This window comes from Deltaproteobacteria bacterium, from assembly GCA_016178705.1.
In the GTDB taxonomy this organism is placed as follows: domain Bacteria; phylum Desulfobacterota; class Binatia; order HRBIN30; family JACQVA1; genus JACOST01.
Window position 1 is genome coordinate 127,332 of record JACOST010000031.1, and the last position, 12,056, is coordinate 139,387.

At 62.5% G+C, this 12,056-nt stretch carries 14 protein-coding genes; 13 read left to right on the forward strand and 1 reads right to left on the reverse strand.

Annotated features, from left to right (window positions below; translation table 11 throughout):
* The first annotated feature begins 63 nt into the window (after positions 1–63).
* Entirely contained in the window at positions 64–669 is a 606-nt protein-coding gene (locus HYR72_23700) for a glutathione S-transferase family protein (protein ID MBI1817995.1), read from the forward strand.
* A gap of 56 nt (positions 670–725) precedes the next feature.
* Positions 726–1,475: a urate hydroxylase PuuD gene (locus HYR72_23705; protein ID MBI1817996.1), complete on the forward strand. Its 750-nt coding sequence runs from the start codon at positions 726–728 to the stop codon at positions 1,473–1,475.
* Between the two features lie 13 nt (positions 1,476–1,488).
* On the opposite strand, the gene HYR72_23710 is transcribed toward HYR72_23705, so the two are convergent.
* Positions 1,489–2,235: a hypothetical protein gene (locus HYR72_23710; GenBank protein MBI1817997.1), complete on the reverse strand. Its 747-nt coding sequence runs from the start codon at positions 2,233–2,235 to the stop codon at positions 1,489–1,491.
* A gap of 152 nt (positions 2,236–2,387) precedes the next feature.
* On the opposite strand from HYR72_23710, the gene HYR72_23715 reads away from it, so the two are divergent.
* From HYR72_23715 to HYR72_23765, 11 genes are all read left to right on the forward strand, one after another.
* A complete protein-coding gene (locus tag HYR72_23715) occupies positions 2,388–2,813 on the forward strand; it encodes a rubrerythrin (GenBank protein ID MBI1817998.1) in 426 nt (141 codons plus the stop codon).
* Between the two features lie 50 nt (positions 2,814–2,863).
* Positions 2,864–3,454, forward strand: a complete 591-nt coding sequence (locus HYR72_23720; GenBank protein ID MBI1817999.1) for a DUF3501 family protein — start codon at positions 2,864–2,866, stop codon at positions 3,452–3,454.
* Positions 3,451–3,873, forward strand: a complete 423-nt coding sequence (locus tag HYR72_23725; GenBank protein ID MBI1818000.1) for a transcriptional repressor — start codon at positions 3,451–3,453, stop codon at positions 3,871–3,873. The genes HYR72_23720 and HYR72_23725 overlap by 4 nt, the downstream gene beginning before the upstream one ends.
* A gap of 43 nt (positions 3,874–3,916) precedes the next feature.
* A complete protein-coding gene (locus HYR72_23730; GenBank protein ID MBI1818001.1) occupies positions 3,917–4,567 on the forward strand; it encodes an LON peptidase substrate-binding domain-containing protein in 651 nt (216 codons plus the stop codon).
* Between the two features lie 49 nt (positions 4,568–4,616).
* Positions 4,617–5,216, forward strand: coding sequence for an NADH-quinone oxidoreductase subunit I (locus HYR72_23735; GenBank protein ID MBI1818002.1), 600 nt, complete (start codon positions 4,617–4,619; stop codon positions 5,214–5,216).
* Positions 5,217–5,307: 91 nt separating this feature from the next.
* Positions 5,308–6,519 (forward strand): molybdopterin-synthase adenylyltransferase MoeB, encoded by a 1,212-nt coding sequence (gene moeB, locus HYR72_23740; protein ID MBI1818003.1) that lies wholly within the window; start codon positions 5,308–5,310, stop codon positions 6,517–6,519.
* A gap of 54 nt (positions 6,520–6,573) precedes the next feature.
* A complete protein-coding gene (gene purF / locus HYR72_23745) occupies positions 6,574–7,938 on the forward strand; it encodes an amidophosphoribosyltransferase (protein ID MBI1818004.1) in 1,365 nt (454 codons plus the stop codon).
* Positions 7,939–8,020: 82 nt separating this feature from the next.
* Positions 8,021–8,509, forward strand: coding sequence for a 4Fe-4S dicluster domain-containing protein (locus tag HYR72_23750; GenBank protein MBI1818005.1), 489 nt, complete (start codon positions 8,021–8,023; stop codon positions 8,507–8,509).
* Positions 8,510–8,538: 29 nt separating this feature from the next.
* Complete coding sequence (locus HYR72_23755; protein ID MBI1818006.1) at positions 8,539–9,819, forward strand: NAD(P)/FAD-dependent oxidoreductase; 1,281 nt, start codon at positions 8,539–8,541, stop codon at positions 9,817–9,819.
* A complete protein-coding gene (locus tag HYR72_23760; GenBank protein ID MBI1818007.1) occupies positions 9,819–10,181 on the forward strand; it encodes a MoaD/ThiS family protein in 363 nt (120 codons plus the stop codon). The genes HYR72_23755 and HYR72_23760 overlap by 1 nt, the downstream gene beginning before the upstream one ends.
* Before the next feature lie 4 nt (positions 10,182–10,185).
* On the forward strand, positions 10,186–12,054 hold the full coding sequence (locus tag HYR72_23765) for a transketolase (protein ID MBI1818008.1): 1,869 nt from the start codon (positions 10,186–10,188) through the stop codon (positions 12,052–12,054).
* The last annotated feature ends 2 nt before the right edge of the window (positions 12,055–12,056 follow it).

Sequence of the window (12,056 nt, forward strand, 5' to 3'; positions counted from 1 at the left end):
GCGGGGGTTTTCTGCAATGGTCGCGGGCGGTTTGGCAGAGTTGCAGGCGCGAGGGGGCGGTGAATGATCAAATTGTATGACCATCCGGATTGTCCGTTTGCTCAGAAGGTCCGGGTGGTGCTGGCCGAGAAGGAATTGGAATTTGAGCGGGTGTTCGTCGATCTGCGAGCGGGCGAGCAGCGCACCCCCGAGTTTCTCAAGCTGAACCCCTACGGCAAGGTACCGGTGCTCGTCGATGAGGAGTTGGTCGTCTACGATTCGACGATCATCAACGAATATTTGGAGGACGAGTATCCCCACCCGCCGCTGATGCCGTCGGATTCCGCCGGTCGGGGGCGCGTGCGCACTCTCGAAGACTATTGCGACAATTCCTTTCTGCCAGTGGCGACACTGGTGTTGACCGAATTGGCCAAGGGCGAGGGCGAGCGCGACAACGAGAAGCTGAAGCGGTACCAAGCCGAATTGGCGCGCGCGCTCATCCGCTTGGAAGGCGCGCTCGATGGCAAGGAGTTTCTAGCGGGAGAGTTTTCACTCGCCGATGTCGCCTTCGCGCCGCGGGTATTGATCCTGCCCCAGCTGGGGGTCGAGCTCGATCCGCGCTTGCGTCAGGTGCCGGCGTGGATTGAGCGCCTGCGCCAACGCCCCAGCGTACAAGTACTGGAAGCGTAGCCGGCGCGTAGCGGCAGCTGGCAAGCTCGCAGAACAGCGATTGAGGAGGGGGAACGATGGAATATCTGGATGGACTGTTCCGTTGGCTCCATGTGCTAGCCGGGATCGTTTGGATTGGGCACCTCTACTTCTTCAACTTCGTGAACGGCCCGTTCGCGGCCACCATGGACGCGGAGACCAAGAAGAAGGTCGTACCTGAGTTGATGCCGCGCGCCCTCTATTGGTTCCGCTGGGGCGCGGTGTGGACGTGGGGGACCGGCGTACTGCTGCTGTTGCTGGTCTACTACCACTCGAATCTCGTGTTCAAGGACATGCAGTCCAACTGGGGTCTGCCGGCGTTCATCATGATCGCGGTGACATTCCTCGGCGTGTTTGCCTACGACATCCTCTACAAGGGTCCACTCAAGGACTTGCAGAAGGGCTTCATTGGAGGCGTGATCCTCGCGACTGTGGTCGTGTGCCTGATGGCATGGTTCGCCGGGTTCAGCTACCGGGGCTACGCGATTCATCTCGGCGCGATGTTCGGCACCATCATGGCCTTCAACGTCTGGTTCCGCATCTGGCCGTCGCAACAGAAGATCATCACGGCGGTCAAAAATGGGGAGGCGCCAGACGCGGCGCTGGTCGCGTTGGCGGGCTTACGCTCCCGCCACAATACCTACATGTCGGTGCCGCTGGTGTTCATGATGGTGAGTCAGCACGTCCCTTCGGCTGCGAGTCCGCTGATCGTGGCGGCGATCGTTCCGATCGGTTTTGGCCTCGTTTATCACCTCTACGACCGCGCACCCAAAGTGAAAGGTTTCTAGTCGCCCCACGTCTTCATTTGTTCGGAAAGCTGAAGCTGATTTCCTTGGCCTCTTTCGGGGCGAGGGAGACTCTCGCGCTGCTGGTCCCGAGGCGTTCGTGCCAGGCGGCGATCTCGTAGTCGCCAGGGGGTAGGTTGCGCAATTCGAATTTCCCGTCGGCGCCGGTCACCGCGAAGTACGGGTGATCGAACACACCGAGATAGGCTTTCATCCACGGATGGATGTCGCACTTGAGTTCGATGACGGCCTCGGGTTTGTCGATGGTTACATTGCGCGCCGCGCCCCGTACCGGCAGCATGAAGTTCCATCCGCTCGCAATTTGGGGAACCCCGTGAACGTTGTGAACCAAGGGATCGCCGTTCATGAAGCGAATCGGTTGCCCACTTTGAGCACCGGCGACGCGCGGCACGAACACGCAACCCTTCTGGTCGATGACCACCGGTGCTTCCGGAACCGCGAAACTGCGGACACCGAGTCCGTTCGTTACATAGACCAACACGTTCGCGAGGCTGCCGTCTTTCACGACTACATCGTCGGGGTAGATAGGTCCGTCGTGCTGCGCGGCGCACTCGGCGAAGCTGCCGAGTTTCAGTGCAGCAGGTTGTGGCGCGGCGCCTTCGAATTGCACACGTCCGCCGACCGAACCGACTGTCGACAAATCGAGCGGAGTTACCGGGCGCTTTGCGGGAGCCGACTGGTTGTCCGAACAGCCGGCACTGAGGATGACGAACAATAGTGCCAGCGCAAATTGCTTGAGCATCACGATCTCCTTGGCGCAGCCTCACGCTGCGATGAATCGGTGTACGGGGTCGCGGTTGTTGAGGCAAGTCAGGGTCTGGCCACCTTGACTCGTCGATGCCGCTAAGACATAACGCCGACAACTAGGAATAATTCCTGATAAGGAGGATCACGATGGCCAAGGCTCTGAAGGGAACCAAGACGCACGAAAATTTGAAGGGCGCGTTTGCGGGCGAATCGCAAGCGAATCGCCGCTATCTGTACTTCGCACGGCGCGCGGATATCGAGGGTTACCCCGACGTTGGGGGATTGTTCCGCGATACGTCGGAAGCCGAAACTGGCCACGCGTTCGGCCACCTCGACTTCCTCAAGGAGGTCGGAGACCCCTGCACCGGCGTGCCGATCGGTGACACCGAAAAGAATCTCAAGTCGGCGGTCGAAGGCGAGACCTACGAGTACACCGAGATGTATCCCGGGTTCGCGAAGACTGCGCGAGGCGAAGGCTTCGACGAGATCGCCGAGTGGTTCGAAACTCTGGCGCGTGCCGAGAAGTCGCACGCCGGCCGCTTCCAGAAGGGATTGGACAGCCTGTCCCTGTAAGCATTTTGGCGGCGGCGGGAGAATGTCCGCCGCCGCCCAGTGTTCTCGCCATGGAACCGATCCGTCTCGACCAAGTCATCGGCCTCGATCGATACGAACGCGAACGCGACGAGTTTCGTCGCCGCATTATCGCGTTGAAGAAGCATCGCCGCGTGAGCGTGGGCGAGGACATTACGTTCGTCTTCGAGAATCGGGATACGGTCTTTTTCCAGATTCAAGAGATGCTGCGCGCCGAACGCATCACCGATCTCGACAAGGTGCGCGAGGAACTGGACTGCTACAATGAACTCATCCCGCACCCCGGTGAACTGAGCAGCACGATGTTGATCGAGATCACTGAGCAGGAGCACATTCGCGAGCGATTGGTGCGCCTTCACGGCATCGAAGAGGCCGTGCGGTTCGAGATCGGCGACGTCGGCGTCAAGGGTGAGTTCGAGGCCGGCCGTAGCAAAGAAGACAAATTGAGCGCGGTGCAGTACGTGCGCTTCGCGTTCGACGCGGCTGCGCGCCAACGGTTTGTGAGTGGCCGCGATTCCGTTCGATTGGTTGTGGATCATCCCCACTATCAAGCGGCGACACTCCTTGATGACGTCGTGCGCCGCGCGTTAGCGGACGATTTCGCCGACGGCCGCACAGCATGAAGGCCGCGCACCCCGAGACTCCGCGAAGCTCCAGCGCACGGCGCACGCGCCAGCTCGACGCAACCTATGACGTGGTACAGGCGGCACACGACCATCCGGCGGCCGAGCAAGTGCACGAGCGTGTGCGCCGGCGGCTACGCCGTGTCAGTCTCGGGACGGTCTACCGGAATCTTCAAAAACTGGCGGCCGAGGGTCGCATCCGTATCGTCGAACTCGGGCCGCGCCGTACCCGCTTTGATGGACGACTCGACGAGCACGAACACTTCATGTGCGACGCCTGCGGGTCGATCAGTGATCTGCCGACGAACGCCGGGAATCTGGCGGGCGCGGCACACCTCCGCAGAGCCGGATTTGGTATCGACCGCCACACGCTTACCTTCTTTGGGCTCTGTCCCGCGTGCCGACGAGCTCACGAGTGACCGTCTTTTCGTGGCCAATCGAACCTGTTAAGGTCTGCCGTGCATGGACTTGCCGCGGCTGATTCCAATCTTTCCGCTGCCCAATGTCGTGCTGTTTCCCGGCGTGCCACTACCGTTGCACATCTTCGAGCCGCGCTATCGGGAGATGGTCCGTGATGCCCGCGTGAGCGATCAGGTGATCGGCATGACATTGCTTCGTGGCGACTGGCAAAAGGACTACCACGGCACTCCACCGATCTTCTTGACGGGTTGCGCTGGTCGAATGGTCAGCGCCGAAGCGCTCCCCGACGGTCGCTTCAACATTCTGTTGCACGGGATCCGCGAGTTCAGCATTGTGCGGGAGACTGGCGATAAAATGTATCGCCAGGCCGAGATCGTGTGGCGTCCGTCGGTGTTGGGGGCGACCATCGGCAGCGAGCGCCGCCGCTACCTGTCGACGCTTCTCGATCGCTTCCTGATGAGCCAACCGGAGACTCCGGCTCGCAAGCTGTTGCGGGATCCCTCGCTCTCGGACGAATTGCTGGTCAACTTCTTCTGCTACGCGCTCGAGCTAGCGCCCCTGGAGAAGCAGGGGCTGCTGGAAATGACGTCTCTCGATGCGCGCGCTGGCGCGCTGGGCGAGGTGCTCGAATTTCGCCTCGAAGAGTTGCGCCTCGCCGGCCGCGCTCCGCTCGGGAATGATCGTTGCCACTGAGCGGCCGCGGCTACATCACATTGACATTGCGGCTGTCGCTGAATACGAGATGTCCGAATACTCTATGGAACAAGCAAGAGACTTAACTCTGCTCGAACGCTGGTACGTTCGGGAACTCCTCCGCGGACTGGTGGTGACCGGCTATCGCTTCTGGCGCAACCTGTCGTTGCACGCGATGCACGCGGTTGGTCTTGCGAAAAATCGCAAGGCGGCGATCACCGTGCAATATCCCGAGCAACACAAGCGCTACCCGGACAACTACCGCGGCAGTCACCGGCTTACGCTCAAGACCGACGGTTCGGTGCGCTGCACCGCCTGCTTCCTGTGCGCGACCGCGTGCCCGGCCAATTGCATCTACATCGAAGCCGGCCAACATCCTGACCCGACCGTGGAAAAGTTTCCCCTGCGCTACGAGATCGACACGCTGCGCTGCATCTACTGTGGCATGTGCGTCGAAGCCTGCCCGTGCGACGCGATTCGGATGGACACCTACGTTCATCCGAAGATCTGGGGCTACAATCGTGCCGACTTCATCGAACCGAAAGAGGTGCTGATGGGTCGCTCGAAGAGGCTCGCTGAAGGTGGCCGCGACGCTCTGCTGGAGGATCTCCTCGCCGGCTACCGAGACGCCGAGAAGGCCGCGTACTAGATTGCGTCGACGGACCCTTGACGGATAGACGCGACGGTGGCGGGGCGCTATATTTGCCGCCGGAAACCGATCACGCGCTGAGGGATAAGCCATGGCGAAAACGTTTAAGGAATTAATGGAAGAAGCCCGGCAGGCCGTGCCTGAGTGGGGGATCGACGAGGTGCGGTCGCGCCTATCGAATGGCGGCGGGTACACGTTGATCGACGTGCGCGAGCGCGAGGAGTATCGCGAGGGGCATCTGCACGGTGCCGTCTCGCTGCCGCGTGGCTTCCTCGAAATCCGCGCCGAAGAGGCCGTGCCGGACAAGGATGCACCGATCATCGCCTACTGCGCCGGTGGGACACGGTCGTTACTGGCGGCCAAACAGCTACGCGAGATGGGCTACGCGAAAGTGATCTCGATGACCGGCGGCTACTCCGCGTGGAAGGGCGCCGGCTACCCCTGGGAACAGGACTTCCAGTTCAGCAAGGAACAGCTCAATCGCTACAGCCGCCACTTCATCCTGCCTGAGGTCGGTGAAAAGGGGCAGGCCAAACTGCTGGAATCGAAGGTGCTACTCATCGGCGCGGGCGGACTGGGATCACCCTCCGCGTTCTATCTCGCCGCCGCCGGTGTCGGCACGCTTGGCATCGTCGACAACGACGTGGTGGACATGAGTAACCTCCAGCGCCAGATTCTCCACACCAACGACCGCGTCGGCGTGTCGAAGGTGGAGTCGGCGCGCCTCACGCTCAACGCGCTGAACCCCGACGTGAAGGTGATCGGATACCAGGATCGGCTTTCGTCGGAGAACATCCTCGAAATCATCAAAGACTACGACGTGATCGTCGATGGCTGCGACAACTTCCCGACTCGCTACCTGGTCAACGACGCGTGCGTGATGACCGGAAAGCCCAACGTGCATGGCAGCATCTTTCAGTTCGAAGGCCAGGCCTCGGTGTTCTATCCGCATCGTGGACCGTGCTACCGCTGCTTGTTCCCAGAGCCACCGCCGCCGGGCGCCGCGCCGAGTTGCCAAGAGGCCGGCGTCTTAGGTGTACTTCCGGGGTTGGTCGGTACCGTGCAAGCGCTTGAGACCATCAAACTGCTCCTCGGCATCGGCAAGCCGCTCATCGGGCGGATGATTTACTTCGATACGCTCAGCATGGAACTGCGTATCCACAAGCTGCGCAAGGACAAGAACTGTCCCGTCTGCGGTCCCAACCCGACGGTGACGAAGCTGATCGACTACGAGGAGTTCTGCGGCCTTCGCGGTGGCCACGCAGCAGACGCGCCACCCGCCGGCGCGCACGCGAGCGCGTAGGTGATTCGAGGGCCGGTCCATAGGGATCGGCCCTCGTCGTTTGAGGGAGACAACATGACTACGGGCTTGCGCCACGAGTGCGGTGTCTTCGGCGTCTTCGGCCTGCCCGCGGCCGCGCGGCTCACGTATCTCGGCCTGCATGCGCTTCAGCATCGCGGTCAGGAGTCGTCCGGCATGGTGGTAGGTGACGGTGCGCGCTGGCAGCGTCACGTCGGCATGGGCCTCGTGGATCAGGTCTACGACGAGACCATCGTCAGCGGACTCTCTGGCGACGTCGCGATCGGCCACAACCGCTACTCCACCAGCGGCACCTCGACCCTCGACAACGCGCAGCCGCTCGCGAATGGTGAGGGGTCAGAGCTGGTCGCCGTCTGTCACAACGGCAATCTGCTCAATCCTGAAGAGCTGGCGCCGGCGTTGCCGCACGGCACATCCGACACGCGCGTGTTTGCACAAGCGCTCCGCGCGATCGATCGACGGGACTGGACGAGCGCGGTGGTCGAGGTTCTTGGCCGCGCCGTCGGCGCGTTCTCGCTGCTGATGGTTCACGGGCGAGCGTTGTATGCTGTGCGCGATCGATACGGGTTTCGACCGCTGGTGTTGGGCACGCTAGGCGACGGTTGGGTCGTCGGCTCGGAGTCGTGTGCCTTCGACTTAGTCGGGGCACAGGTGCGCCGCGAGATCGCGCCGGGCGAACTCGTATGCATCACCGATGCGGGGATCGAGAGTCGCCACATCGGTCATGCCGAGGCGAGTCCGTGCGTCTTCGAATGGATCTACTTCTCGCGACCCGACAGCGTCGTCTTCGGCCGCAGCGTAGGCGAAGTGCGAGTGGCTCTCGGGCGGGAATTGGCGCGCGAGGCGCCAGCAGACGCGGACTGCGTCGTTGCCGTGCCGGACTCCGGGAATTTCGCGGCCCAGGGCTTTGCAGAGGAAGCCGGCCTGCCGTTGGTGCATGGACTGATTCGCAATCACTACGTCGGCCGTACCTTCATCGAACCCGAACAAGAGACGCGCGCCCTGCGCGCACGCCTGAAGTACAACATCTACGGCCCGGCCATTCGCGGTCAGCGGGTCGTACTCGTCGATGATTCGCTGGTGCGCGGTACCACGACGCGCGCCCTCGCGGCGCTGTTGCGTGACGCGGGAGCACGCGCCGTCCACATGCGAATCAGCGCGCCGCCGCTGCGCCACGAGTGCTTCTTCGGCGTCGACATTCCCGACGAGCGGCTCCTTATTGCCGTCGGCCGTGACGAGCAGGAGATCGCGCGTGTCCTCGGTGTTGACTCAGTCGGCTATCTGTCGCTGCCCGGGGTGATGCGGGCGGCCCAGCCGGATGGCCGCGTCTGCCACGGCTGTTTCTCCGGGCAGTATCCGCTCCACGTTGGTGCCGGAAACTCCCTTGGAGTCCCACAGTGATTCTGGTAATGCGTTCTTCAATGCGTGGCGTCGCACGGCCGACAGCGAGACCGTCGGTCGAGATGGGGAGAAGGGGGAGGGCATGAAGCAGATCATCGTCCACCAAGAGAAGTGTACTGCGTGTCGCGAGTGTGAGGTGGCCTGCTCGTTCGCCCATGAAGGTGCATTCGTTCCCGCCTTGTCGCGCATCCGCGTGAATGACTTCTACGAGGAGCAGTTCTACCTGCCGATGACGTGTGTCCACTGCGCCGATGCGCCGTGCGCCACCGTCTGTCCAACGGTTGCGATCCAAAAGGAACCCGACGGCCAGATCTTGATTCATGAAGACCGTTGCATCGGCTGCAAGATGTGTCTGCTGGCGTGCCCGTTTGGCGTGATGAGCTTTCATCCCGAGGTCGGCGTCGCGCAGAATTGCGACCTCTGCCGCAACGTTCCCGAAGGCCCCCAGTGCGTGCAGTTCTGCGTTCCACAAGCGCTCGAGTATGCCGAGATCGAGACCACGGCCACCGCGAAACAAAAGATCTACGCTGCCACGATTCAACAATCCCTCACCACGCCGGCGTCCCACTGAGGGCGCGCGTCGGTCGAGTCGTCGCATCCATGGAATGTCAGTACGTTCTGATTGGCAACAGCGCCGCCACGCTGGCGGCGATCGATTCCATTCGAAAGTTCGATCGAGTCGGTAAAATCGTGTTGCTCAACCGCGAACACGGTACCGCGTACTCGCGCGTCGCGCTGCCGTACTTCGTTGCGGGGGAGATGGCGCTCGATGAGTTACTGATCCGCCAACGCCCGGACTACGAGCGCGCCGGTGTCGAGTTGATGGAGGACGCGACGGTCACCAGCATCGATGCCAGCGCCAAGCAGATCGTCCTCGCCGATGGGCGGCGAGTTCGCTACGGTAAGGCGCTGATTGCGACCGGGTCGGAGTGCAGCGTACCGCCGATCCATAGCCTCGACACGGTTCCGCATCACTATCTGTGGACCCTCGACGATGCGAAGCGCATGAAAGCCGCGGCCGAGAAGGCGCAGACGGCCGTTGTCATCGGCGGGGGTTTCATCGGCATGTTGGCGGCCGAAGCGCTTCGCAAACTCAACATCCGCCTGACCATCGTCGAGATGGCGCCGCAATTGTTGCCGCAACTGCTCGACAGCGAAGGCGGCAAGCGCTTCGGGCAAGCCGTGAAAGACGAGGGGGTAACGGTCCGGATCGGCTCGCTCGTCGAAGCCGTCGCGCCGACGGCGGACAAGATCGAAGTGTCGCTCAAGGGCGGCGAGTCCATTGCCGCCGATATGATCGCGGTTGCCGCGGGCGTGAGGCCCAACATTGGCGCGCTCACGGGTGGTCCGTGTGCGCTGAACACGGGCGTCGTGGTCGACGAGTTCTTGCAGACCGATTGCACGGATATCTACGCGGCCGGCGATGTTGCCGAAGTGAACGACTTCCTCTCGGATGCGAAGACGATTCACGCGATCTGGCCGACCGCCGTGGACCAGGGCCGCGTCGCGGGCAGCAATATGGCGGGCAAGCGGCTCGCGTACCCCGGCAGCCTCGGGATGAATGTCGTCGAGTTGTTCAACGTCACGCTCGCTGAACTCGGCCGCTTTCGCGAAGGCCCGACGGACGACGTCAAGCTGCTGGGCGGCAGTGAGGGGCTGTACCGTAAGCTGGTTGTGGACAAGGACGGAACGCTGGTCGGTGCGATGTATTTGGGCGACGAGAATGGTGTGGCCGAGATGGGCGTGATTCACGGGATGATCAAACGGCGCGCGCAGTGGCGCGAGTTCGCCGACTATCAGCTGCCGCGCTTCACGTACGCGACCACGATCCATGGGCGTAACCGTGTGGTGCCCCGCGCCGCGCACGGATCGCCGAGGTGATGATGCGAGTGCGAGTGAAATTGCACGCGGCGTTGCGCAAGCATCTGAAGGCCGATCAGTGGGACGGCTTCGATGTCGAGTTGCGTGAAGGGGCCACTGTCGGCGACGTGATCGCCCAGCTCGGCATTCCGCCCAAACACGCCGGAATGCTGGTATCGGGTGACGAGTATCTGGAAGTGACTTCGGTGCTACAGGACGGGCAGGAGTTGAATGTGTTTCCACCGATGGCTGGTGGAACGTCCGATGGGATACGGGCACGCGGAGCGCTGACACAACGCTTGGGCGGAGGAGGGGTGGATCATGGCAGTACAGACGAACGAATTGCGAGATGTCGGCGCGAAAGATGGCGCACGAACAGGTGAGTCGATGAGTATTTCGGCCACCACATTGGAAGCTCTACGCGCGCGCGCAGCGCACCTGCGGGTCCACTCGATGCGCGCGACCTCCGAAGCCGGTTCGGGGCACCCGACCTCATGTCTGTCGGCCGCCGACATCGTCGCCGCACTGTTCTTCTCCGTAATGCGCTACGACCCAAGCAATCCGCGGGATCCGAACGGCGACCGCTTCGTTCTTTCGAAGGGTCACGCCGCACCGCTGCTCTATGCGGCATGGGCCGAAGCGGGTCTGTTTCCGATCGATCGGCTGCTCACGCTACGGCGCTACGACAGCGAATTGGAAGGACACCCGACGCCGCGCTTCGCCGGCACAGTCGGCGCCACGGGCTCGCTCGGGCAAGGCCTATCGATCGGCGTCGGCGTCGCGCTCAGCGGGAAGTATCTCGACCAGCGTCCGTACCGCGTCTTCGTCTTGATGGGCGATGGCGAAACCGCCGAAGGTTCAGTATGGGAGGCGGCCGCATTCGCCGCGTACCACAAGGTCGACAACCTGGTTGCGATCATCGACGTGAACGCCATCGGCCAGAGTCAACGCACGATGTACGAATGGGACGTCGAATCCTACCGCAAACGCTTTGAGGCGTTCGGCTGGCACGCGGTCAGCATCGACGGGCACGACATGGGCGCCATCGTCGACGCGCTGCACGCCGCCGAGGTTGTGAAAGGTCGGCCGGTCGCCATCATCGCGCGCACGCTCAAAGGCAAGGGCGTCTCGTTCCTCGAGAACAAGGATGGCTGGCATGGCAAGCCGCTCAAGAAGGGCGAAGAGCTCGATCGCGCGATTGCCGAAGTCCGGCAGAGCAACGGCGTCGACCCTGGCGTGGCGGACATCCGCCGCCCCGAGCGCGCGAGCGCGGCCGCCGCGCCTGCCCGCAGGACCGCGATGGCCGCACCGACCTACAAGCTCGGGGACGAAGTCGCCACGCGCGAAGCTTACGGCACCGCGCTGGCCAAGCTCGGCGATGTCGATCCCCGCATCGTTGTGCTCGATGGTGATACGAAGAACTCTACCTTCGCCGAGCGGTTTCTCAAGGCGCACCCGGATCACTACTTCGAGGGATTTATCGCTGAACAGAACATCATCGGGGCGGGCGTCGGTTTCTCGGCGTGCGGTAAGATTCCGTTTGTATCGAGCTTTGCCTGCTTTCTCACCCGCGGCTTTGATCACATCCGCATGGCCGCCATCTCGCAAGCCAATCTGAAACTGGGCGGCTCGCATTGCGGCGTGTCGATTGGCGAAGATGGTCCATCGCAGATGGGCCTCGAGGACATCGCGATGATGCGCGCGGTGCCGGACTCGACCGTATTGTACCCGTCGGACGCCGTCAGTGCGGAACGCCTGGTCGGCACGGCTGCTGCGATCGATGGTATCGTGTACTTGCGCCTCTCGCGTCCGAAGACGCCCGTGCTGTACGAAAGCTCCGAACAGTTTCCTATCGGCGGCTCGAAGGTGTTGAAGGCCAGCGATGCGGACCAGGCTACGGTCGTGGCTGCGGGTGTGACGCTATTCGAGGCGCTCAAGGCGTACGAGCGTCTGCTCGCTGAAGGCGTCCGCATCCGCGTGATCGATGCGTATTCGGTGAAGCCGATCGATCGCCAGGGACTGCTGCGGGCGGCGCGCGCGACCAACAATACCTTGATTACGGTTGAAGACCATTACTGGGACGGCGGACTTGGCGACGCCGTTCTAAGCGCGCTGGCTACCGAAGGGGTCCGCGTTCACAAGCTCGCGGTTGCGGTGGTCTCGCGCTCTGGCCGGCCAGCCGAGCTGATGGCCGCGCATGGCATCGACGCCGATGCGATCGTTGCCGTCGTCGGCGAAGTGATCGCCGCCGCCTGAGC